Here is a 21,337-nt window from a genome sequence, read left to right on the forward strand (position 1 = left end):
ATGGAAAACGCAGATCTCCAATATGTCCGCTCGCAGATGGTGGATGGCGAAGCGCCGCCACGCTCCGTGCAGGGCATTTCGCACTGGTTGCGCGTCAATCTGTTCGCAACGCCTGTCGATGCGGCGCTGACCATTCTCGGCCTGCTGGCCGTGGCGTGGTTCCTCCCGCCAATCATCGAGTGGCTGTTCTTCAAGGCCGTTTGGACGGGTGCGGATCGCACGGCCTGCCTGACTGTCGCGCAGGGCGGCACGCAACCGGAAGGCTGGTCGGGCGCCTGCTGGGCATTCGTGAACGCGAAATACGAGCAGTTCATCTATGGCCGTTATCCGATTTCGGAACGCTGGCGCGTCAATTTGACGGCGCTGATCTTCGTCGTCCTGCTGGTGCCGCTGCTGATTCCGAAGGCCCCGAAGAAGGCTCTCAATGCGATCCTGTTCTTCTTCGTGTTCCCGATTGTCGCCTTCTTCCTGCTGGTCGGCGGCTGGTTCGGCCTTCCTTATGTGGAAACGCCGCTCTGGGGTGGGCTTCTCGTCACGCTTGTGCTGTCCTTTGTCGGTATCGCCGTGTCGCTGCCGCTTGGTATCGTGCTGGCGCTCGGACGCCGTTCAAAGCTGCCGGTCATCAAGACCTTCTCGATCATCTTCATCGAAATGGTGCGCGGCGTTCCGCTGGTGACGGTGCTGTTCATGGCCAGCGTCATGCTGCCTTTGTTCCTGCCGCCGGGCGTGACTTTCGACAAGCTCCTGCGAGCGCTCATCGGCGTGGCGCTGTTCGCTTCGGCCTATATGGCGGAAGTGGTGCGCGGTGGTCTTCAGGCTATCCCGCGTGGGCAGTATGAAGGTGCGGATGCGCTGGGTCTCAGCTACTGGCAGAAAACGGGACTGATCGTTCTGCCGCAGGCGCTGAAGCTTGTCATTCCGGGTATAGTCAACACCTTCATCGGTCTGTTCAAGGATACGAGCCTAGTCTACATCATCGGCATGTTCGATCTGTTGGGCATCGTCCGTCAGAACTTTTCCGATGCCAATTGGGCTTCTCCACAGACGCCTGCCACCGGTCTCATCTTTGCGGGCTTCGTTTTCTGGATTTTCTGTTTCGCAATGTCGCGATACTCTATATTCATGGAACGACGGCTCGACACGGGTCATAAACGATAAGAATAAAGGGAATTATGGAAATGAGTGCACAAAACGCCCTCCCGCAATCCGAGCTGGGAATGGATGTTGACCGTTCGAAGATGCAGGTTTCCACAACCGATGTCGCCATCGAAATCACCAATATGCATAAGTGGTATGGTGAGTTTCACGTCCTGCGCGACATCAATCTGAAGGTCATGCGCGGGGAGCGCATCGTTGTTGCCGGACCGTCGGGCTCGGGCAAATCGACCATGATCCGCTGTATCAACCGTCTGGAAGAACACCAGAAGGGCAAGATCGTCGTCGACAATATCGAGCTGACCAACGATCTCAAGAAGATCGATGAAGTGCGCCGCGAAGTCGGCATGGTGTTCCAGCACTTCAATCTCTTCCCGCATCTGACCATTCTGGAAAACTGCACGCTCGCGCCGATCTGGGTGCGCAAGATGCCGAAGAAGCAGGCGGAAGAAATCGCCATGCACTATCTGGCCCGCGTGAAGATTCCGGAACAGGCCAACAAATATCCGGGCCAGCTTTCCGGTGGTCAGCAGCAGCGTGTGGCGATTGCTCGTGCACTGTGCATGAACCCGAAAGTCATGCTGTTCGACGAACCGACATCGGCTCTCGATCCGGAAATGGTGAAGGAAGTTCTGGACACGATGGTGAGCCTCGCTGCCGAAGGCATGACCATGATCTGCGTGACGCACGAAATGGGCTTTGCCCGTCAGGTTGCCAACCGCGTGATCTTCATGGATCAGGGCCAGATCGTCGAGCAGAACTCGCCGGACCAGTTCTTCGACAATCCGCAGCACGAACGCACCAAGCTGTTCCTGAGCCAGATTCTGCACTAATCAGATTAGTGACCTGAAATCGAAACACCCGCCGGTTCGCCGGCGGGTGTTTTTGTTTATTCGTCGTGCGGGCCTTCGCAGAACTGGATGCGATTGCCGAAGGGGTCGATGACCGCCATTACGCGGCCCCACGGCTCATTCTCAATTCCTGGTCGCATGAAGCGGTAACCGCGTGCGTTGACTTCTTTGTGCAGTTCCTCAACACCTTGCATGCGCACGAAAATATTGGCGCCCGGACTTCCGTCGCCGTGATGCTCGCTGAGATGCAGGACAAGCGCACCGCGGGAAACCTGCATATAAAGCGGCATTCCCTCGGCAAATCGATGCTCCCAATCCAGATTGAAGCCGAGAAAGCCGAGATAAAATTCACGGGCTTTCTCTATGTCGAAAATGCGAAAGATCGGACAGGTTTGCTCAAACTGGATTGCCATTCTGAAACGCCTTTGCGACTGATTATTCCGTGACACGGGAGAGGGAAGCAGTGACTGATTTTCAATGGGTGGAGAAACTCGCGCCTGAGCAATACAGCGAATTTCATGAGTTTTATAGTAAAGAATGGTGGACGAGCGAGCGGACGCTTGATGACGTCACTAACATGCTGGCCCATTGTGATTTGCTTCTGTTCTGCCTCGACGCAGAAAGCAGGATCGCAGGTTTCGCCCGCGTTCTCACGGACTTCACCTTCAAGGCGATGGTCTTCGATGTGATCGTGTCGGAGAAGCATCGTGGACGAGGGCTCGGACAAGCCCTTGTTGAACGCGTTCTCAACCATGAAAAGTTGAAGCGTGTGAAAAGTTTTGAACTCTACTGCCCGGAACAGCTTGTGCCCTTCTACGAGAAGCTTGGCTTCGTGAAGGGCACATCCTCGTTACTTTTCAACCAGCGTTAGAACACCGATCTGACTGAATCAGGTCGGTGTTCTAAGTATTTGTTTCGTCGCATTTGCCTCACGCAAAACCGCTGCGCACTTTTGCTGGAAATGCTCTAATCTTCGACAAACCGGCGCAGGCGCTGGAGTGCGTCGTCCCACTGGTTGGAAACGGTTGCGAGATAGGCGCGGGCGTCAATCAATGGCGCAGGATGCAGGCGAAACCTGCTCTCCCGTCCGACCTTTTCCCGTTCGACCAGATTTGCCTGTTCCAGCACGGACAGATGCTTGGTGACGGCCTGCCGGGTGATGCTGCCGTTTTGCGACAGCACCACAATCGAACGGCTTTCGCCATCACTCAGGGTTTCGATGAGCGCCAGCCGGGTCGGATCGGCGAGCGCTGCAAAAACCATGGACATGTCCATACCGGTCATCTCTGGCTTATCATACATTTTCGACGTGTCTTTTGATGTTGCCGACCTGTTCCTCCCAGCCGCCCTCGTTCATCCGCAACGCCAGCGGCCGGCGTTCGGCAGGCAACGCATCGAAACCACTTTCGACCACCGTCAGCCGCGTTCCGGTCTCGATCGGTTCCAGTTTGAATTCCACCAGCGTCGGCGGCTCCTTGGAATAGTCGATACTGCGGTCCACCGCATAGGGATGCCAGGTGAAGGCAAAGTAGCTTGGTGCCTTCATTTCCTTGATGAGTGATTCCCAAGGCTCGTGCTCGAAACCGGGATAGGTGATGTGGCCGGTCGAACGGGTGCCGACGATGAACGGCCCGTCGATCTTGACCTGAAACCAGCTCCCAAACTCTTCATGATCGGTGAGGGCGCGCCATACGCGGTCGATCCCTGCATGAATATCGACGGTTTTCGCGATGCGGTCAGTATTGCTTGCAATGGTCATGATATGCATCCTCCGTAATTGGCAACTTAATGGTTGCCAATATAGGGTGCTTGACGAAATATGCAACTAAAAAGTTGCATATTTTATTCGGGTGCGGTCGCCTTGTCGGGAAGCGGGAACAACGTCACGAATTTTTCTGCAAGGGTGCGGTCGCCTATCACCTTGAGAATATTGGCGCTTTCCAGCACTGAAAGGGGCTGTCCGCCATAGATGGCGGCAGCCAGCATACGCGGTGAACTTTCGAAATGGAGATCGTATTTCTGCGCTGTGCCGCGCTCTATCCGAATCCCTTCATCGTTCAGCTGTGCGGTAAAATCTTCTCCGTCCAGACGGAGACCGATCACGGCGCGCATACCGAGAGCCCTGTCATGATCCATCATGGTTCTGAGCGACAGCAGGAATGAAGCGGTCGAAATAGGCAGGTTGGGATCATGCTTTGGTGAACGCGCGGCCCAACGACCCAACGTCTGAAGGATGGGTTCGCTCTCATAGCCCCATTCAGTCAGTTCGTAGACCTGCACCGATGCGGGAGGTGGAAGTTTTGTCTTGCGAAGAATGCCTGCTTCTTCCAGCCCTTCAAGCCTCTGGGTGAGGACATTTGCACTCACACCCGGCAGATCAGCCCGCAGATCGCTGAAGCGTTTGGGACCGAACATCAATTCGCGCATAACCAGGAGCGACCAGCGTTCCCCAATCAAATCAAGGGCATGGGCAGCAGCGCAAGCATCGTCATAACTGCGTTTGGCGGCTGGTTTTTCCGGTTTGGTTATTTTTTCTAACTTCATGGTTGCTAATTATAACTTATATGCCATTATGTACAAGCGAACTTTGAGTTCTTCCGATGCCAATTGCGTGAATTGTTTTACGCCCGGAAGGCTCAAGCATCGATTGCATGTCGGGCCTCAGACTCATGGCTCGATCTTATCGCCGGGGGAGCCGGGCAGGCGATAGATAATCGTAAAATAAAATCAGGCCACTTGGCCTTCCAACGGAGGAAATCTTATGCCGAAAATGATATTCGTGAACCTGCCAGTGAAGAATGTTGCGCAGTCGACCAGCTTCTACGAAGCCATCGGGGCTACCAAGAATCCAATGTTCTCGGACGAAACGGCTTCCGGCATGGTCTTTTCGGATACGATCCACGTGATGATCCTTGACCACGAAAAGTTCAGCCAGTTTACGCCGAAAAAGATCGCAGATGCCAACACGGTCAGCGAAGTGCTGGTCTGTTTGTCCGCGGAAAACAAGGCTGAAGTCGATACCACCGTTGAGAAAGCGGTAAACGCTGGCGGTAAGGCGGATCCGGGTCCGAAACAGGACTATGGATTCATGTATGGACGCAGCTTTGAAGATCTTGACGGCCATATCTGGGAGATAATGTGGATGGATATGGAAGAAGCCAAGAAGGTTATGGGCTGAGGAGGAAACAATGTCAGGTCTGACAATCTGTCTCTGGTTCGACAAGCAGGCCGAAGAAGCGGCGAACCACTATGTCTCGATCTTCCGCGCTTGCGGAAGATCGGCTTCTGTCGATGGCTTCATTCGATTTGAGCATGCACACCAGCCCGAAGGCACGGATGTGGTTGTGGCGAACTTCACGCTCGACGGGCAGGCGATATCCGGCCTCAACGGCGGGCCGACCTTCAAGTTTTCCCCGGCAGTTTCGCTTTTCGTCCAATGCAAGGATCAGGTGGAACTGGATATGTTCTGGGAGAAACTGATGGAGGGCGGCGCGCCGATGGAATGCGGCTGGCTGACGGACAAGTATGGCTTCTCGTGGCAGGTCGTGCCGCAGATGTTGCTGGATGTCCTGCAGAACGGCACAGCCGAACAGCGCCAGCGCGTGGCCGATGCCGTGATGAAGATGGTCAAGCTCGACGTTGCGACGCTCGAAGCTGCGCGCGACGCAGCTTAATTCCGCACGGCCGCAATGGCATCATAGCCATAGAGCCAGTTCAGATCCTTCAGGAAACTATCCGGACTGCGCATGGCGAAGAGCGTGTTGCGGCCAAGCGCGAAAATGCCGGTGGCGTGATAGGCGAACCTGTTCAACTGGCCGCGCTTGGCAACCGCAGCGATCCGCTCCTTGCGGACGGTATCGAAGCGCTTCAGTCCTGCTTCATGTTCGCCACTGTCCAGCGTCTCGGCAAGGGCCGCTGCATCCTCGATCGCCATGGCGGCACCTTGCGCAGCAAAAGGTGTGACCGCATGCGAAGCGTCGCCGAGAAAAATCGTCCGGTCAGGCCCGACGAATTGAGCATCTGCCATTTCGAAAAGCGGCCAATAGGTCCACTCATCGGCAGCCGCCAGCACATCGCGAACGGGCGCGCCCCACTCCGCGTAGATGGAGCGCAAGCGCGCCGGATCGCCGGTTCTGGACCAGACTTCGCCGGGGTTTTCGCCCGTCGTGATGGCGACGAAATTGAAGAAACTGCCGCCCTTGACCGGATAGGCGATGAAATGCGCTTGCCTGCCGAGCCATGCTGAAACGGCGTTACTCGTTTTCATGGCGGATAAAAACGATGCGGGGAGGGCATCCGCCGCGAGCGTAGTGCGCCAGGCAATATGGCCGCTGAACCTTGCCTTGCTGAAACCTGCCTTCGAGCGCTCCGCCGACCAGACGCCATCGCAGGCGATCAGATATGCAGCGTCGACAGATTCTTCGGAATTGCCACGGCGGATAGTGGCTGCAACAGCGCCGTTTTCGACGCGATGATTTGTGATTTCAGCGCCGAGGCTGATGTCGATGCCGGGCTCTTCACGGCAGGCATCGAGCAAAGCGGATTGCAGATCGGCGCGATGGCAAACGACATAGGGATGGTGCCAGCGCTGAGAAGCCTTGTCGCCAAGCTTCATTTCCATCAGCGGACGCGCTTTGCGCCCATCCATGAGGTAGAGCGCTTCCGGCGTTACGGCTTGTGCAGAAAGACGGTCGGCAACGCCGAGCCGTTCCAGATGACGCATCGCATTGGGTGCAAGTTGCAGGCCAGCACCAACTTCCGAAAGGGTCTCGGCCTTTTCGACAAGGCGAACATTCCAGCCGCGCGCTGCCAGCTCCAATGCTGCCGACAGACCGGCAACTCCGGCCCCGGCAATCAATATGCGCCCTTTGCTCATGTCGATGAGATCATCCGGCATTCAGCCCCGTGAGGCTGCCCAGATCAGGCAGCTTTGTCGGCGGGTGCTTCGTAAACGCAGCCAGCCGGAACGGTTTCGTCGGCATGGAGCTTGGCGTTGTAGCGATAGAGGGTCGAGCAATACGGGCAAACGACTTCACTTTCATCACCCATGTCGAGAAACACGTGCGGATGATCGAAAGGTGGGTTTGCACCGACGCACATGAATTCCTTCACGCCGATTTCGATGGCCGCATGGCCGGCGTCGTTCTGAAAGTGAGGAATAATGTGATCGGACATAATATGCTCCGGTTCTGGTCGATGGGCGGTATGAGCATGATCCTGAACCGGGTCCCGGACAGGATCATGCATAGACATTGGCATGCGTGTACCGCGAAAGTCTTGTTTCCGGAAGCGTTTTCATCAATTCTGAGGACATTTCAAGCTAATTGCTATCAAACTGTCATATGACAGCCATAGGCTTAAGGCAGAGCCGGAATGTTCCGGTGGAAGTCGGGACAGGAAAAATGAGCGAAAACAGCGTTATGGCGAGCGAAACCCCCAACGCGATTGAAGGCGGGACACACGAAATGACAGCCGGACTAGCCCCCAACCCAACCGTCGTTCCCGATGCGGACGTAGCCCCTGACGTTCACAAAGCTTTGAACGGCGAATTGATGCAAAGTTCCGACCGCTTTGTGAATCGCGAGTTTTCCTGGCTGCAATTCAACCGGCGTGTTCTCGAAGAAGCCGCGAATATGCGGCAGCCTCTGCTTGAACGCCTGCGCTTCCTGTCTATCTCCGCCGCCAATCTCGATGAATTTTTCATGGTCCGCATTGCCGGTCTCGCCGCTCAGGTGCGCGCCGGTGTGGCGATGCGCAGCGCCGATGGACGCACGCCGCAGGAACAGCTCGACTTCGTTCTGGACGAAGTAGGGCGCTTGCAGGAAGAACAGCAGGAACGCCTGCGTATGCTGCGCGAGGAACTGGAACAGGACAGCATCGAGATTGTTCGCCCGTCGGCGCTTTCAAAGCCCGAAAAGGAATGGCTTGAAAACCACTTCCTCGAAACGATTTTCCCTGTCCTGACGCCACTCTCCATTGATCCGGCGCATCCGTTCCCGTTCATTCCGAACCTCGGCTTTTCCATCGCCCTGCAGCTTGCGCGCCGCGCCGATAATCATCCGATGACGGCCCTTCTGCGTATTCCGGTCGCGCTCAAGCGCTTCATTCAGCTGCCGACAGACCAGCAAAACACTTACCGCTTCATCACCATCGAGGACGCGGTGAGCCTGTTCATCGGGCGACTGTTCCCCGGTTACGAAGTGCGCGGCGCCGGTACGTTCCGCATCATCCGTGACAGCGATATCGAAGTGGAAGAAGAGGCGGAAGATCTCGTTCGTCTCTTCGAGACAGCACTGAAACGTCGCCGTCGCGGTCAGGTGATCCGCATCGAGTTTGACGGCGAAATGCCAGAAGCCCTGCGCGTCTTCGTGGCGACGGAACTTGGCGTTTCGGAAAACCGCATCAGCGTGCATGAAGGTCTTCTGGCGCTCAACATGATTTCGGAGATCGTTTCGATCCCGCGGGATGACCTCAAATTCGTATCCTACAATCCGCGTTTTCCGGAGCGTATTCGCGAGCATGGCGGCGATTGCTTTGCAGCGATTCGTGAAAAGGACATTGTGGTCCATCACCCCTATGAATCGTTCGACGTGGTGGTGCAGTTCCTCCGGCAGGCTGCAGCCGACCCGGATGTGCTGGCGATCAAGCAGACGCTCTATCGCACTTCCAATGACAGCCCGATCGTGCGCGCATTGGTAGATGCTGCAGAAGCGGGCAAGTCGGTAACGGCGCTGGTCGAGCTGAAGGCACGCTTCGATGAGGAAGCGAATATTCGTTGGGCACGCGATCTGGAGCGCGCGGGCGTTCAGGTTGTGTTCGGCTTCATCGAATTGAAAACCCACGCGAAAATGTCGCTCGTGGTACGCCGTGAAGATCAGAAGCTGCGCTCCTATGTGCATCTGGGCACGGGCAACTATCATCCGATCACGGCGCGTATCTATACCGACCTGTCGTTCTTTACGTCGGACGCGGATATTGCTCGCGACGTGGCACATATCTTTAATTTCATCACGGGCTATGCCCAGCCTGCCGAAGAGATGAAGATAGCGATTTCACCTTTCACGCTCCGCGCGCGAATCCTCAAGCACATCGAGGACGAGGTTGCGCATGTGAAGGCAGGGCGTCCGGCTGCGATCTGGATGAAGATGAACTCGCTGGTTGATCCACAGATTATTGACGCGCTCTACGTGGCGAGCCAGGCGGGCGTGCAGATTGATCTGGTCGTGCGTGGCATCTGCTGCCTGCGTCCGGGCGTTCCGGGGCTTTCCGACAATATTCGCGCCAAGTCGATTGTCGGACGTTTTCTCGAGCACAGCCGCATTTTCTGCTTCGGAAATGGCAATGACCTGCCTTCCGACAAGGCAATCGTCTATATCGGTTCCGCCGACATGATGCCGCGCAATCTTGATCGCCGCGTGGAGACGCTTGTTCCGATCACAAATGCAACAGTGCATCAGCAAATCCTGTCGCAAATCATGTTTGCCAACATAATTGATAACCAACAGAGCTATCAGCTACTTGCGGACGGCACCTCTCGCCGGATAGAAAAAGAAGCAGGAGAGGAAGCTTTCAACGCGCAGGAATATTTCATGACCAATCCTAGCCTGTCGGGTCGCGGAAAGTCGCTGAAGTCTTCGGCCCCCCGCCTTATCGCGCATCGCAAGCGCGCGCAGGCGGAAAGAAAAACGACTGCATGAGTCCAGCTGTAGCACAAGGCCGCCTCAAGGGACTCAAGCCCGTCGCGGTCATCGACATTGGCTCGAACTCGATCCGTGTCGTCATCTATGAAGGCATCGTCCGTTCGCCGACGGTGCTTTTCAATGAAAAGATACTTTGCGGCCTCGGAAAGGGCCTCGCGAAAACCGGCAAGCTCAACGAGAAATCCGTTGAAGCGGCCCTTCGTGCGCTGAAGCGTTTTCGCGCTCTGGCCGAACAGGCCGGCGCGGTTTCCATTCACGCGCTGGCGACTGCGGCTGCACGCGAAGCGAAAAACGGTCCGGATTTCATCGCACAGGCGGAAGCCATTCTCGGCCGGCACATCGAGGTGCTGTCCGGCAAGGAAGAAGCCTATTACTCGGCGCTCGGCATTATTTCCGGTTTCTTCCAGCCGAAGGGTGTCACGGGCGATCTCGGCGGCGGCAGCCTTGAGCTGATCGCGGTGGACGACCACGAGGTAGGCGAGGGGATCACCTTGCCGCTCGGTGGCCTGCGCTTGCAGGATATGTCCGATGGACGGCTGCCAGAGGCAACCAAGATTGCACGCACGGAACTCGCAAAGGCGACGCTTCTGCAAGCCCATCAGGGCCAGGTTTTCTATGCGGTCGGCGGCACCTGGCGTAACCTTGCCAAGCTGCATATGACGGCGAAGAACTATCCGCTGCACGTCATGCACGGCTACGAGATGAATCCGGTGGACGCGCAGAGCTTCCTCAAGCGCGTTGCCAAGGGCAATCTCGACACGATGCGCGGCATTGAAGCTGTTTCGAAAAATCGCCGTCAACTTTTGTCTTATGGCGCCACGGTGCTGCTCGAGACGATCCGTCTGATGAAGCCCTCCAAGATCGTTTTCTCGGCGCTCGGCGTGCGTGAAGGCTATCTTTATTCGCTTCTGCCGAAGAACGAGCAGCGGCTCGATCCGCTGCTGGCCTCGGCAGACGAACTGTCCATTCTGCGCTCGCGCTCTCCGCGTCATGCCCGCGAACTGGCAACCTGGACAACATTGTCCTTGCCGGTCCTCGGTTTCGACGAAACCGAGGACGAAGCGCGCTACAGACAGGCTGCCTGCCTCGTGGCCGACATAAGCTGGCGTGCGCATCCCGACTATCGCGGATCGCAGGCGCTGAACATCATCGCTCACGGCTCGTTCGGCGGTATCGACCACGCCGGACGTTCCTTCATGGCGCTTGCCAATTATTATCGCCATGAAGGGCTGATCGAAGACGAGATTGCGCCGGAGATCATGCAGCTCGCCACGCCGCGCCTGCGTGAACGGGCAAAGCTGCTTGGAGCCTTGCTGCGGGTGGTCTACCTTCTGTCGGCTTCGATGCCGGGCGTCATCCCGCGCCTTGTCTGGCGTGAGGAAGAAAACGGCATTGCACTTGTCGTACCGGGAGACCTGGCCGATCTGATTTCGGATCGTCCCGAAGGCCGCTTGCAGCAGCTCTCCAAGCTGACCGGAAAGAACATCTATTTCGCGGTTGGTGATGCAGCCATCGAGGGGACGCGGGAATGAGGCAGTAAGTGAGTAGGGCAGTAAGGCAATATGTTAATGCTCGCGTTAAACACACTGCCTTACTGCCCTATTGCCTTACTCCCCTAACTCAACTGCCCTGATCCGCCGGTTCTCGAACTTGATGACGATCTTGCCGTCGATAAGATCGAGGGCTTTCTGACCGAAAACCTCGCGACGCCAGCCATGCAGGGCAGGCACATTGGCCTTGTCGCCTTCCGAGGCGATCTTGTCGATGTCGTCGGAATTTGCCACGATCTTTGCCGCGACGCCGTGCTCTTCCGTCACAAGCTTGAGCAGAACCTTGAGGATATCTGCAGCGGCGGCGCTGCCTTCTGGCGAATGCGACGGCTTCGGCAATTTTGGTAAATCTTCCTTCGGGATTTCAAGCGCGGACTGGATCGCTGCGACAAGCCCTGCAGCCTGTGCCGAACGCTCCCAACCCTTCGGGATCGAGCGGAGACGGCCCAGTGCTTCCGCGTCACGCGGCTGCTGTTGTGCGATTTCAGCGATGGTGTCGTCCTTGATGATACGCCCACGCGGCACATTGCGCTCGCGCGCTTCGCGTTCGCGCCAGGCGGCTACAGCCTGCACAATCGCAAGTTCCAGCGGTTTGCGGACGCGTGCCTTGACCCGGCGCCACGCATCGTCAGGGTGCATGTCATAGGTTTCGCGGGAAGTCAGCACCGCCATTTCCTCGTTCACCCACTCGCTGCGACCTTCTTTCTCAAGTTCTTCCTTCAGATAGAGATAGATATCGCGCAGATAGGTAACGTCGGCCAGTGCATAGTCGAGTTGCTTGTCTGAAAGCGGGCGACGGCGCCAGTCGGTAAACCGGGACGACTTGTCGATCTGCTTGCCGGTGACCTTCTGCACAAGCTGGTCATAGGAAATGGCATCGCCAAACCCGCAAACCATTGCCGCTACCTGACTGTCGAAGACAGGCGACGGGATGAGATCGCCGAGGTGAAAGACGATTTCGATGTCCTGCCGTGCTGCGTGGAAAACCTTGACGATCGTCTCATCGGCCATCAGGCGGAAGAACGGCGCGAGGTCGAGCCCCGGCGCAAGCGCATCCACAAGCGCCGTATGGTCAGGCGAGGCCATCTGGATAAGGCACAATTCCGGCCAGAACGTCGTTTCACGGATGAACTCCGTGTCGACTGTAACGAAATCGGATTTGGCGAGGGCGGATACGGCCTCTTCGAGAGCCTGTGTTGTCGTAATCAGATGCATGTCTACCTTTTAGAGCATTTCCAGCAAAAGTGCGAAGCTGTTTTGCGTCGGATAATGCGACAAAACAAAGAGACAGAGCTTTGCCGCTTGTCGCGAAATAATCAGGAACTGGCGCTCCACTTAATACGCACATAGTGTTTTTTGTCGACACGTTACGTCAAGGTGGTTTAACACCAAAACCCGCAGGGAATGCAGACTTGACAAAACCCGGTCAAAATGCGCTTTTCCGCGAGAATTTAAAGCGTTTCCGTCAGCAAGGACTGACTTATTATTCCAAAGGCAGAAATCATGCACCGTTACCGCAGCCATACCTGCGCAGCCCTTCGCAAGACGGACGTTGGTTCGAACGTTCGCCTTTCCGGATGGGTTCACCGCGTCCGTGACCATGGCGGCATTCTCTTCATCGATCTTCGCGATCATTATGGCATTACCCAGATCGTGGCCGATCCCGATTCGCCCGCCTTCAAGGTTGCCGAAACCGTTCGCGGCGAATGGGTTATCCGTGTCGATGGTGAAGTGAAGGCCCGCGCAGGCGATGCGGTCAATACGAATCTGCCAACTGGCGAAGTCGAAATCTTCGCAACCGAAATCGAAGTGCTGGCGGCTGCCAAGGAACTGCCGCTACCAGTCTTCGGCGAGCCGGACTACCCGGAAGATATCCGCCTGAAGTACCGTTTCCTCGACCTTCGCCGTGAAACGCTGCACAAGAACATCATGAGCCGCACCAAGATCATTGCCGCGATGCGTCGCCGCATGACCGAAATCGGCTTCAATGAGTTCACCACGCCGATCCTGACGGCTTCCTCGCCGGAAGGCGCGCGAGACTTCCTCGTGCCGAGCCGTATTCATGAAGGCAAGTTCTACGCGCTGCCGCAGGCGCCGCAGCAGTACAAACAGCTTCTGATGGTTGCCGGTTTCGACCGCTACTTCCAGATCGCGCCGTGCTTCCGCGACGAAGACCCGCGGGCAGACCGTCTGCCGGGCGAGTTCTACCAGCTCGACCTCGAAATGAGCTTCGTGACCCAGGAAGAAGTATGGGAAACGATGGAACCAGTCATGCGCGGCATCTTCGAAGAGTTTGCCGAAGGCAAGCCGGTGACGCAGCAGTTCCGTCGCATTGCCTATGACGATGCGATCCGCACCTATGGTTCGGACAAGCCGGATTTGCGTAACCCGATTGAAATGCAGGCTGTGACCGAGCATTTCGCCGGTTCGGGCTTCAAAGTCTTCGCAAACATGATCGCCAACGATCCGAAGGTCGAAGTCTGGGCAATTCCGGCCAAGACAGGCGGTTCACGCGCATTCTGTGACCGCATGAATTCCTGGGCGCAGAGCGAAGGCCAGCCGGGTCTCGGCTATATCTTCTGGCGCAAGGAAGGCGACAAGCTTGAAGGCGCTGGTCCGATTGCCAAGAACATCGGTGAAGAGCGCACGGAAGCGATCCGCACGCAGATGGGCCTCGAAGACGGCGATGCCTGCTTCTTCGTTGCCGGTCTGCCGTCCAAGTTCTACAAGTTCGCTGGCGATGCCCGCACGCGCGCTGGTGAAGAACTGAACCTCGTCGATCGTGATCGTTTCGAACTGGCATGGATCATCGACTTCCCGTTCTACGAATGGGACGAAGACAACAAGAAGCTCGACTTCGCACACAATCCGTTCTCCATGCCGCAGGGCGGTATGGACGCTCTGGAAAACCAGGACCCGCTTGCGATCAAGGCTTACCAGTACGATCTCGTCTGTAACGGCTTCGAAATTGCCTCGGGTTCGATCCGTAACCAGCTGCCGGACGTCATGGTCAAGGCATTTGAAAAGGTTGGCTTGAGCCAGCAGGACGTGGAAGAGCGTTTCGGCGGTCTTTATCGTGCGTTCCAGTACGGTGCACCTCCGCATGGCGGCATGGCTGCCGGTATCGACCGCGTCATCATGCTTCTGGTCGGTGCAAAGAACCTGCGCGAAATCTCGCTGTTCCCGATGAACCAGCAGGCACTTGATCTTCTGATGAACGCGCCTTCGGATGTGTCGCCCGCGCAGCTGCGCGACCTGCATATCCGTCTGGCTCCGGTACAGAAGAGCTAAACGACCTCGATGAAAAGAAAAAACCCGGCCTTGAGCCGGGTTTTTGTTAGTTGAAGAAAAGCCCGGTGAGTCTTCTCACCGGCCTTTTTCATTTTAGTTGTTAGCGTCGACGCTGACTTTGAGAAGCTGGATGATCTTCGTCGGGTCCAGCGATGCGGTGGCAACGATGGAAGCGAAAGTCACCGGCTGGTCCGGCGATGCGCTGATGGTCAGTGACTTCGGATCGTCGAAGAACTTGTCGGATGCAGCCTTGAGCTGCTGGGCAAAATCCGGGTTCTTGAGCTGTGTCGCCATCAGCGGAACCATCATCTTCATCTGCTCGCCAAGCTGCTTGCCATCGGCGCCCTGCTGCTTGCCGTAATAGTCGAGAAGCTTCTGGGTCAGGGTTTCGTTGTCGAAGCGGATCGACAGGTTCTTCAGGTTCAGCTGTTCCGCCAGACCCAGAATTGCAAGTCCGGCAGCATCCTTGTCTGCGTCGGCCTTGCTCATGTTTTCCTGTGTCTTCTGGACGGCTTCGAGGAAGGCCAGATCATAGCCACCGAGGCTGCCGGTGATGTTGATCTTGCCAAGTTCCTCGGCCTGAAGTTCCAGCTGGTCCAGCGATGTGTCGCCCGAAGTCGGCGACCAGCTGCCCTTGGAGTTCAGCGAGCCGTTGAAGGTGTTCATGTCGAGCGGTGCAAGCGGGTTCTTGCCGCCCTTCTCAAAGGTCGCGTCGATATTGGCGATGGTCCAGACATAGCCGATCTTCTCGGCCTTGTTGGAGGTGTCGAGCGACAGGTCGAAACCCTTTACGGTGGCGCCATCCGTGCCGGGGGTGCCGAACTGGATTTCGTCAATCTTCAGCTTGTCATACATGACCATGCTGTCGAGCGGACCCTTGGCGGTTTCCGACGGAATATGCACGTTCTGCATGGCAAGGCCCTTGATCTCGGCCTTGTCGTTCTTGTCTTCCTCGCCAGCAAAGGCAAGATCGGACACGGTGACCTGTTCGATGCTGTAGCCGCCGTCCGGCGCATCCTGAACGTTCTGGAGCGTCACGTCGCCGAGGGCGGTTTCTTTTTCGCCCACCGTCGGCAGCTTGATCTTGGTGCCCTGGAGCACGATGTCGGAGCCGTTCGCCTGAACATTGGCGAAGCTCAGTTCGCCGCCCTGTTTCGCATAAAGTGCCTTGATACGCTCGGCGACTGCATTGGCGTCAGCTGCCATGGCCGCGCTGCCGAAAATCAGCGAAAGCGCTGTACCTGCAGCCAAAACACGTGCCGCTGGCTTGGTATTGACGAAAACCTGCATTCGAAGCTCCTGCCTAATCTCTAATATAGCGCGGCATTCATAGGCGGAAATCACTCGCAATAACAACATGATTTCCTCAGCCTGCGATTGCAGCGGGGGAAACTTGCCCCCAATAGCTCTATAGGACACAAATGGCGGCAGGATTGCGACTATTACACACTAATGTACTGGATTGGTTCTCCTGAACTCTTGCTGGCGAATCGCGCAGTTGGTACTGAGAGACATGGGAAAAAGTCTGATTCCGCCGGATGACGGCGAAGAACACATCGAACGGGTCGATCTCAAATCGGCTCTCGAGGAACGTTACCTCGCTTATGCGCTGTCGACGATCATGCATCGTGCGCTGCCGGACGTGCGCGACGGCTTGAAGCCGGTGCATCGTCGCATCATGCACGCCATGCGTCTGCTGCGTCTCAATCCCGATCAGGCCTATGCAAAATGCGCCCGTATCGTCGGCGACGTGATGGGTAAGTTCCATCCGCATGGCGATGCCTCGATCTACGATGCGCTGGTGCGTCTGGCGCAGGATTTCGCGGTGCGTTATCCACTCGTGGACGGTCAGGGCAACTTCGGCAATATCGACGGCGATAACGCGGCTGCCATGCGTTACACCGAAGCGCGTATGACGGAAGTGGCGACGTTGCTGCTGGAAGGCATCAACGAAAACGCCATCGATTTCCGCCCGACCTATAATGAAGAGGACGAAGAGCCGATCGTTCTGCCGGGCGCTTTCCCGAACCTGCTTGCAAACGGTTCGGCGGGCATTGCGGTCGGCATGGCGACCAATATTCCGCCGCATAACGTGGCGGAGCTTTGCTCGTCGGCGCTCTATATCATCAATCATCCTGACGCGCCGGTTGAGGAACTCGTTACCTCGCCGGAGCAATGGGAAGAACTGAAGCGCGAAGCCGAGACCGACCCGGCTGCTCTGTTGAAGTGCAAGGTGCGTGGCCCGGATTTCCCGACCGGCGGCATCCTTGTCGAAGAGCATGGCAATATCCTGGAAGCCTATCGCACGGGCCGCGGCGCATTTCGCGTCCGTGCGCGCTGGGAGAAGGAAGAGGGCAATCGCGGCACCTGGGTGATCGTCGTCACCGAAATTCCCTATCAGGTTCAGAAATCGCGCCTGATCGAAAAGATTGCCGAGCTGCTGCTGGCAAAGAAGCTGCCATTGCTCGACGACATTCGTGACGAGTCGGCGGAAGACATCCGTATCGTTCTGGAGCCGAAGAACAGGACGGTCGATCCTGAACTGCTGATGGAATCGCTTTTCAAGCTGACCGAGCTGGAAAGCCGCGTTTCGCTGAACATGAACGTGCTGTCACATGGCAAGGTGCCGAATGTTCTGTCGTTGGGCAGCGTTCTGCGCGAGTGGCTCGACCACCGCAAGGAAGTGCTTGTCCGGCGTTCGCAATTCCGTCTGGCGGAAATCGAAAGACGCCTGGAAATCCTTGGCGGCTTCCTGATCGCCTATCTTAATCTGGATGAAGTGATCCGCATCATCCGCGAGGAGGATGAGCCGAAGCAGGACCTGATGCGGACCTTCGAGCTGACCGACGTTCAGGCCGAGTCGATCCTCAATATGCGCCTGCGTTCGTTGCGCAAGCTCGAGGAATTCGAAATCCGCAAGGAGTTCGACGATCTCACCGTCGAGAAGACCGATCTCGAAGGGTTGCTCGCTTCGGGTACACGCCAGTGGAAGAAGATCAGCGCCGAAATCAAGTCGGTGCGCGAAAAGTTTGGTCCGAAGACCAAGCTCGGCGCGCGTCGCACGACCTTTGCCGATGCGCCGACCCATGATCTGGAAGATATTCATCAGGCGATGATCGAGCGTGAGCCGGTCACGATCGTGGTTTCGGAAAAGGGCTGGCTGCGCGCGATGAAGGGGCATCTGGCCGATTTCTCGACGCTCGCCTTCAAGGAAGGCGACAAGCTCAAGCTCGCTTTCCATGCCGAGACGACGGACAAGCTTCTGTTCTTCACGACGGGCGGCAAGTTCTTCACCATCGGCGCAAACACGCTGCCTGGCGGTCGCGGCCATGGCGAGCCGATCCGCATCCTTGTCGATATGGAAAACGATCAGGATATCTTGACGGCCTTCGTGCATGATCCATCCGCGAAACTGCTGCTCGTCAGCCATGAAGGTAACGGTTTCATCGTTCCGGAAAACGAAGCGGTCGCCAACACCCGCAAGGGTAAGCAGGTGATGAACGTCAAGGCGCCGGACGAGGCGAAGCTTTGCCAGCGCGTTTCCGGCGATCATATCGCTGTCGTTGGCGAGAACCGCAAGATGGTGGTCTTCCCGCTTTCCGACATTCCGGAAATGACACGCGGCAAGGGCGTGCGCCTGCAAAAATACAAGGATGGCGGTGTTTCCGACGTTCGCACCTTTGCACTTGCCGAGGGGCTTTCCTGGCAGGATTCGGCAGAGCGCACCTTCAATCGCAACAAGGAAGAGCTTGTCGAGTGGATCGGCGCACGCGCCTCTGCGGGCCGTCTGGTGCCGAAGGGGTTTCCGCGTTCAGGCAAGTTCTAAGTGTCTGATCTAAAAGTCGCCATGCCGGTCTAAAATGGCAATTTCTGTGCTTCCGGTGCTCACGTACCTTTATGTACGCTGCGCTCCGGTTCTCGAAATCACCATTTTCACCACGGCCTGCCGCTTTTTGATTCAGACACTGCGCAAACGGATCAATAAAAAAGCGGCTTTCGCCGCTTTTTATGTCTAACCCTCAAACCGTTGCCAGCCGCGGGGGCCCAGATGCTCCTGCGGGGTAAAGCGGATCTTGTATTGCATCTTGCGTGATCCCTCGACCCAATAGCCGAGATAGACATGCGGCAGACCGGCGGCGTGTGCGCGCTGGATATGATCGAGGATCATGTAGGTCCCAAGCGACCGGTCATGCATATGCGGTGAGAAGAACGAATAAACCATAGACAGGCCATCGGCCATTACATCGGTGAGTGCTACAGCGATCAGCTCACCGTCGCCCTTGGCGCTGATGAAGCTTTCCGGACCGCGCTTGCGATATTCGATGATCTGCGTGTTCACATGCGTATCCTCGATCATCATCGCATAGTCGAGGACGGTCATGTCCGACATGCCGCCTGAACGGTGACGCGCGTCGAGATAATCGCGAAAAAGTGCATATTGTTCGGTGCTGGGCTGTGCCTTGTGCACGCGCCCGATCAGGTCATTATTCTGCGTCCAGACGCGGCGCATGTTGCGCGTCATCTTGAACTTTCCGGCAAGGATGCGAACGGATATGCAGGCCCTGCACAGTTCGCAAGCCGGACGATAGGCAATGTTCTGGGAACGGCGGAAGCCGCCTTGGGTCAGAAGATCGTTGATCTCGTTCGCTTTGTCGCCGACCAGATGCGTAAAGACTTTTCGCTCCATCTGACCCTCAAGATAGGGACAAGGCGACGGAGCTGTCAGAAAGAACTGCGGAGACTGTTGCGGTTGATGGGTCATTCAATATCCACGAAATGGCTTAACTTATTCGCTTTGACGCGTTTTCCTACACAAAACCGCTTCGCACTTTTGCTGGAAATGCTCTGGCAAAACCATCACGATACTATCTCTAAAGATTGAGCCGACGGCACAAAACGTCAATAGGCATTTTGCGCAGCCGGCTCTGAATTTTCTTGATCTGAAGCATCGACCCGAAAATCCGAATAGACTTTGGGGTCGATGCGTTGATTCAACTCTATGCGTTTATCGATCTGAACGGATCACAGCCGTGCCGAGCAGAAGATCATGCACCGTGCGCTTGCGGTCGAGAACCAGCGAAGCGAGCAGGATCAGCGGTGTCAGCACCACGTTGAGACCCCAGAACAGAACCGTGTGCACGATTGCGAGCATCGGATCGACCGTGCCGCCTTCGAGCCGGACGAGCTTGATGTTCATCATCTGCATGCCTTTGGTGGCCTGCTGCGGTCCACCCAGAGTGCGTGCAATGTAAAACAACGCCACCATTGGAAACATGATGCCGTAGAGCATCCAGCCGAGGCTGAGCGTAATGATGCCGAGGATTGCAATGACGATTGCCGCCGGGATGCAAAGCAGAAAAACAATCAGGTAATCGATAAGAAAAGCCATGATGCGGCGCGTGCGCACGCCTTCAAAGAATGCGCGGCTTTCATAACGCGGGCCCATGACTTCGCCGTGCAGAATATGGTCGGACATTTTTCCTTCCAGTCGTTTCCAAGGAAGCGTCCGGGGGAGTGTGACAACCGGCGCTGTCCCGCTACCTCAGCGGAACAGTCATCAACATGGTAACCAAAACCGGCGGTTTCAAGGAAATTTGAAGATTTCCTGCCGAAAGGACTTGCCGTTTAACCCTGTTGCTTAAGCTTTTCAGCCACTTCGATTGCGAAGTAAGTAAGAATTCCGTCACAACCGGCGCGCTTGAACGCCATAAGGCTCTCCATCATCACCTTTTCTTCGTCGATCCAGCCATTGATCCCGGCGGCCTTGATCATCGCGTATTCGCCCGACACCTGATAGGCATAGGTGGGAAGGCGGAATTCGCTTTTCAGGCGATGGATGATGTCGAGATAGGGCAAGCCCGGCTTGACCATCAGCATATCTGCGCCTTCGGCAATATCCTGCTCGGCTTCGCGCACGGCTTCTTCCGGATTGGCCGGATCGAGATAATAGGTCTTCTTGTCGCCCTTCAGCAGCCCCTGCGTGCCGATGGCATCGCGATAAGGACCATAAAAGGCGGAAGCGAATTTGGTGGCATAAGACATGATCGGCAGATGGCAGAACCCATGTTCGTCCAGCGCCTGACGCACGGCGCCGACGCGACCGTCCATCATATCGGACGGGGCAATGATATCCGCACCGGCTTCAGCTTGCGAAAGCGCACCACGAACCACCATGGCGACCGATTCGTCGTTGACGATCTCGCCGTTCCGCAAAATGCCGTCATGGCCGTGCGTGGTGAAGGGATCGAGCGCCGCGTCGGTGATGATGCCGATTTCAGGCACTTCCTTCTTGATTGCGCGCACGGCGCGATTGATCAGATTGTCCGGGCTTGCGACGAAAGCGCCGTCCTCAGTCTTCACTTCCAGCTTTTCGCGCGGGAAGGGGGCAATGGCGGGAATGCCGAGCCTGGCGGCTTTTTCCGCCATGCGAACAGCCATATCGACCGAATAGCGTTCGACACCAGGCATTGCTTCCACAGGTTCTGCTACACCGGTTCCATAGGTCAGGAAGAACGGCAGGATGAGATCATCAACTGTCAGCCGGGTTTCCTGCACCAGCCTGCGCGACCAGTCGGCCTTGCGCATACGGCGCAGACGTCTGCTGCCGGTAACGTCATCGACATGCTGGCTGATATTGGTGGGCAGATATTTGGATTGGCGGTCGGTCATTTGAATAATCCCGAGAAGTGAAGCCTTAATTCCCAAATTTTGGAGGCTGATATCGGATGCGCACCGTTTATCATGGGAAAAGTGATGAAACCAAGAACATTGACCTGTGCAGGATTGACGC

The 21,337-nt window shown here is 56.5% G+C and carries 20 protein-coding genes; 9 read left to right on the top strand and 11 right to left on the bottom strand.

Annotated elements, in window-relative coordinates; translation table 11 throughout:
- Together ABDF71_RS05905 and ABDF71_RS05910 are read left to right on the top strand one after the other, a co-directional pair.
- On the top strand, positions 1-1,158 hold the full coding sequence (locus tag ABDF71_RS05905; protein ID WP_012092358.1) for an amino acid ABC transporter permease: 1,158 nt from the start codon (positions 1-3) through the stop codon (positions 1,156-1,158).
- 20 nt (positions 1,159-1,178) lie between these two features.
- Positions 1,179-1,988 carry an amino acid ABC transporter ATP-binding protein gene (locus ABDF71_RS05910; RefSeq protein WP_012092357.1) on the top strand — a complete coding sequence of 270 codons (810 nt, stop codon included), beginning with the start codon at positions 1,179-1,181 and terminating at the stop codon, positions 1,986-1,988.
- 56 nt (positions 1,989-2,044) lie between these two features.
- Here the strand turns inward: ABDF71_RS05910 and ABDF71_RS05915 are convergent, their stop codons facing one another.
- Positions 2,045-2,419 (bottom strand): glyoxalase superfamily protein, encoded by a 375-nt coding sequence (locus ABDF71_RS05915; protein WP_029925143.1) that lies wholly within the window; start codon positions 2,417-2,419, stop codon positions 2,045-2,047.
- Positions 2,420-2,469: 50 nt separating this feature from the next.
- Here ABDF71_RS05915 and ABDF71_RS05920 point away from each other — a divergent pair, with 50 nt between their 5' ends.
- Positions 2,470-2,877: a GNAT family N-acetyltransferase gene (locus ABDF71_RS05920; RefSeq protein ID WP_029925142.1), complete on the top strand. Its 408-nt coding sequence runs from the start codon at positions 2,470-2,472 to the stop codon at positions 2,875-2,877.
- A 95-nt stretch (positions 2,878-2,972) separates the two neighbouring features.
- Here the strand turns inward: ABDF71_RS05920 and ABDF71_RS05925 are convergent, their stop codons facing one another.
- The 3 genes from ABDF71_RS05925 to ABDF71_RS05935 form a co-directional block, all read right to left on the bottom strand.
- The gene (locus ABDF71_RS05925; RefSeq protein ID WP_029376230.1) at positions 2,973-3,290 is read right to left on the bottom strand and encodes an ArsR/SmtB family transcription factor; all 318 of its coding nucleotides are present in this window, start codon (positions 3,288-3,290) and stop codon (positions 2,973-2,975) included.
- Between the two features lie 10 nt (positions 3,291-3,300).
- Positions 3,301-3,765 (bottom strand): SRPBCC family protein, encoded by a 465-nt coding sequence (locus ABDF71_RS05930; RefSeq protein ID WP_010661069.1) that lies wholly within the window; start codon positions 3,763-3,765, stop codon positions 3,301-3,303.
- A gap of 83 nt (positions 3,766-3,848) precedes the next feature.
- Positions 3,849-4,550, bottom strand: a complete 702-nt coding sequence (locus ABDF71_RS05935; RefSeq protein WP_010661070.1) for a winged helix-turn-helix transcriptional regulator — start codon at positions 4,548-4,550, stop codon at positions 3,849-3,851.
- 217 nt (positions 4,551-4,767) lie between these two features.
- On the opposite strand from ABDF71_RS05935, the gene ABDF71_RS05940 reads away from it, so the two are divergent.
- Complete coding sequence (locus ABDF71_RS05940; RefSeq protein ID WP_010661071.1) at positions 4,768-5,184, top strand: VOC family protein; 417 nt, start codon at positions 4,768-4,770, stop codon at positions 5,182-5,184.
- A gap of 10 nt (positions 5,185-5,194) precedes the next feature.
- On the top strand, positions 5,195-5,680 hold the full coding sequence (locus ABDF71_RS05945) for a VOC family protein (RefSeq protein WP_010661072.1): 486 nt from the start codon (positions 5,195-5,197) through the stop codon (positions 5,678-5,680).
- On the opposite strand, the gene ABDF71_RS05950 is transcribed toward ABDF71_RS05945, so the two are convergent.
- Together ABDF71_RS05950 and ABDF71_RS05955 are read right to left on the bottom strand one after the other, a co-directional pair.
- On the bottom strand, positions 5,677-6,882 hold the full coding sequence (locus ABDF71_RS05950) for an FAD-binding protein (protein ID WP_500061657.1): 1,206 nt from the start codon (positions 6,880-6,882) through the stop codon (positions 5,677-5,679). The genes ABDF71_RS05945 and ABDF71_RS05950 overlap by 4 nt on opposite strands.
- Positions 6,883-6,926: 44 nt before the next feature.
- Positions 6,927-7,181, bottom strand: coding sequence for a zinc-finger domain-containing protein (locus ABDF71_RS05955; RefSeq protein ID WP_010661074.1), 255 nt, complete (start codon positions 7,179-7,181; stop codon positions 6,927-6,929).
- 290 nt (positions 7,182-7,471) lie between these two features.
- Between ABDF71_RS05955 and ABDF71_RS05960 the strand changes: the two genes are divergently transcribed.
- Positions 7,472-9,703, top strand: coding sequence for an RNA degradosome polyphosphate kinase (locus ABDF71_RS05960; RefSeq protein ID WP_040130164.1), 2,232 nt, complete (start codon positions 7,472-7,474; stop codon positions 9,701-9,703).
- Positions 9,700-11,238: an exopolyphosphatase gene (gene ppx, locus ABDF71_RS05965; RefSeq protein ID WP_010661076.1), complete on the top strand. Its 1,539-nt coding sequence runs from the start codon at positions 9,700-9,702 to the stop codon at positions 11,236-11,238. Before ABDF71_RS05960 ends, ppx begins: the two co-directional genes overlap by 4 nt.
- Before the next feature lie 75 nt (positions 11,239-11,313).
- Here the strand turns inward: ppx and rnd are convergent, their stop codons facing one another.
- The gene (gene rnd, locus ABDF71_RS05970) at positions 11,314-12,471 is read right to left on the bottom strand and encodes a ribonuclease D (RefSeq protein WP_010661077.1); all 1,158 of its coding nucleotides are present in this window, start codon (positions 12,469-12,471) and stop codon (positions 11,314-11,316) included.
- 288 nt (positions 12,472-12,759) lie between these two features.
- Between rnd and aspS the strand changes: the two genes are divergently transcribed.
- The gene (gene aspS, locus ABDF71_RS05975) at positions 12,760-14,547 is read left to right on the top strand and encodes an aspartate--tRNA ligase (protein WP_010661078.1); all 1,788 of its coding nucleotides are present in this window, start codon (positions 12,760-12,762) and stop codon (positions 14,545-14,547) included.
- Positions 14,548-14,640: 93 nt separating this feature from the next.
- Here the strand turns inward: aspS and ABDF71_RS05980 are convergent, their stop codons facing one another.
- Complete coding sequence (locus ABDF71_RS05980) at positions 14,641-15,837, bottom strand: aq_1923 C-terminal domain (RefSeq protein ID WP_279676291.1); 1,197 nt, start codon at positions 15,835-15,837, stop codon at positions 14,641-14,643.
- A 223-nt stretch (positions 15,838-16,060) separates the two neighbouring features.
- Here ABDF71_RS05980 and ABDF71_RS05985 point away from each other — a divergent pair, with 223 nt between their 5' ends.
- Positions 16,061-18,373: a DNA topoisomerase IV subunit A gene (locus ABDF71_RS05985; protein ID WP_010661080.1), complete on the top strand. Its 2,313-nt coding sequence runs from the start codon at positions 16,061-16,063 to the stop codon at positions 18,371-18,373.
- 186 nt (positions 18,374-18,559) lie between these two features.
- On the opposite strand, the gene ABDF71_RS05990 is transcribed toward ABDF71_RS05985, so the two are convergent.
- From ABDF71_RS05990 to hemB, 3 genes are all read right to left on the bottom strand, one after another.
- Entirely contained in the window at positions 18,560-19,309 is a 750-nt protein-coding gene (locus ABDF71_RS05990) for an arginyltransferase (RefSeq protein ID WP_279676289.1), read from the bottom strand.
- 243 nt (positions 19,310-19,552) lie between these two features.
- Positions 19,553-20,023, bottom strand: coding sequence for an RDD family protein (locus ABDF71_RS05995; protein ID WP_010661082.1), 471 nt, complete (start codon positions 20,021-20,023; stop codon positions 19,553-19,555).
- A gap of 149 nt (positions 20,024-20,172) precedes the next feature.
- Positions 20,173-21,216 carry a porphobilinogen synthase gene (hemB, locus tag ABDF71_RS06000; RefSeq protein WP_012092345.1) on the bottom strand — a complete coding sequence of 348 codons (1,044 nt, stop codon included), beginning with the start codon at positions 21,214-21,216 and terminating at the stop codon, positions 20,173-20,175.
- Positions 21,217-21,337 lie beyond the last annotated feature (121 nt).

Source organism: Ochrobactrum sp. WV_118_8, from assembly GCF_039631535.1.
Lineage (GTDB): Bacteria > Pseudomonadota > Alphaproteobacteria > Rhizobiales > Rhizobiaceae > Brucella > Brucella anthropi.

What these genes read in the sequence shown, in the direction of transcription:
- ABDF71_RS05955 (WP_010661074.1), bottom strand. Translation starts at nt 7,181, where the DNA reads ATGTCCGATCACATTATTCCTCACTTTCAGAACGACGCCGGCCATGCG.
- ABDF71_RS05990 (WP_279676289.1), bottom strand. Translation starts at nt 19,309, where the DNA reads ATGACCCATCAACCGCAACAGTCTCCGCAGTTCTTTCTGACAGCTCCG.
- ABDF71_RS05925 (WP_029376230.1), bottom strand. Translation starts at nt 3,290, where the DNA reads ATGACCGGTATGGACATGTCCATGGTTTTTGCAGCGCTCGCCGATCCG.
- rnd (WP_010661077.1), bottom strand. Translation starts at nt 12,471, where the DNA reads ATGCATCTGATTACGACAACACAGGCTCTCGAAGAGGCCGTATCCGCC.
- ABDF71_RS05985 (WP_010661080.1), top strand. Translation starts at nt 16,061, where the DNA reads ATGGGAAAAAGTCTGATTCCGCCGGATGACGGCGAAGAACACATCGAA.
- ABDF71_RS05940 (WP_010661071.1), top strand. Translation starts at nt 4,768, where the DNA reads ATGCCGAAAATGATATTCGTGAACCTGCCAGTGAAGAATGTTGCGCAG.
- ABDF71_RS05945 (WP_010661072.1), top strand. Translation starts at nt 5,195, where the DNA reads ATGTCAGGTCTGACAATCTGTCTCTGGTTCGACAAGCAGGCCGAAGAA.
- ABDF71_RS05930 (WP_010661069.1), bottom strand. Translation starts at nt 3,765, where the DNA reads ATGACCATTGCAAGCAATACTGACCGCATCGCGAAAACCGTCGATATT.
- ABDF71_RS05950 (WP_500061657.1), bottom strand. Translation starts at nt 6,882, where the DNA reads ATGAGCAAAGGGCGCATATTGATTGCCGGGGCCGGAGTTGCCGGTCTG.
- ABDF71_RS05905 (WP_012092358.1), top strand. Translation starts at nt 1, where the DNA reads ATGGAAAACGCAGATCTCCAATATGTCCGCTCGCAGATGGTGGATGGC.
- ppx (WP_010661076.1), top strand. Translation starts at nt 9,700, where the DNA reads ATGAGTCCAGCTGTAGCACAAGGCCGCCTCAAGGGACTCAAGCCCGTC.
- aspS (WP_010661078.1), top strand. Translation starts at nt 12,760, where the DNA reads ATGCACCGTTACCGCAGCCATACCTGCGCAGCCCTTCGCAAGACGGAC.
- ABDF71_RS05980 (WP_279676291.1), bottom strand. Translation starts at nt 15,837, where the DNA reads ATGCAGGTTTTCGTCAATACCAAGCCAGCGGCACGTGTTTTGGCTGCA.
- ABDF71_RS05960 (WP_040130164.1), top strand. Translation starts at nt 7,472, where the DNA reads ATGACAGCCGGACTAGCCCCCAACCCAACCGTCGTTCCCGATGCGGAC.
- ABDF71_RS05935 (WP_010661070.1), bottom strand. Translation starts at nt 4,550, where the DNA reads ATGAAGTTAGAAAAAATAACCAAACCGGAAAAACCAGCCGCCAAACGC.
- hemB (WP_012092345.1), bottom strand. Translation starts at nt 21,216, where the DNA reads ATGACCGACCGCCAATCCAAATATCTGCCCACCAATATCAGCCAGCAT.
- ABDF71_RS05995 (WP_010661082.1), bottom strand. Translation starts at nt 20,023, where the DNA reads ATGTCCGACCATATTCTGCACGGCGAAGTCATGGGCCCGCGTTATGAA.
- ABDF71_RS05915 (WP_029925143.1), bottom strand. Translation starts at nt 2,419, where the DNA reads ATGGCAATCCAGTTTGAGCAAACCTGTCCGATCTTTCGCATTTTCGAC.
- ABDF71_RS05910 (WP_012092357.1), top strand. Translation starts at nt 1,179, where the DNA reads ATGAGTGCACAAAACGCCCTCCCGCAATCCGAGCTGGGAATGGATGTT.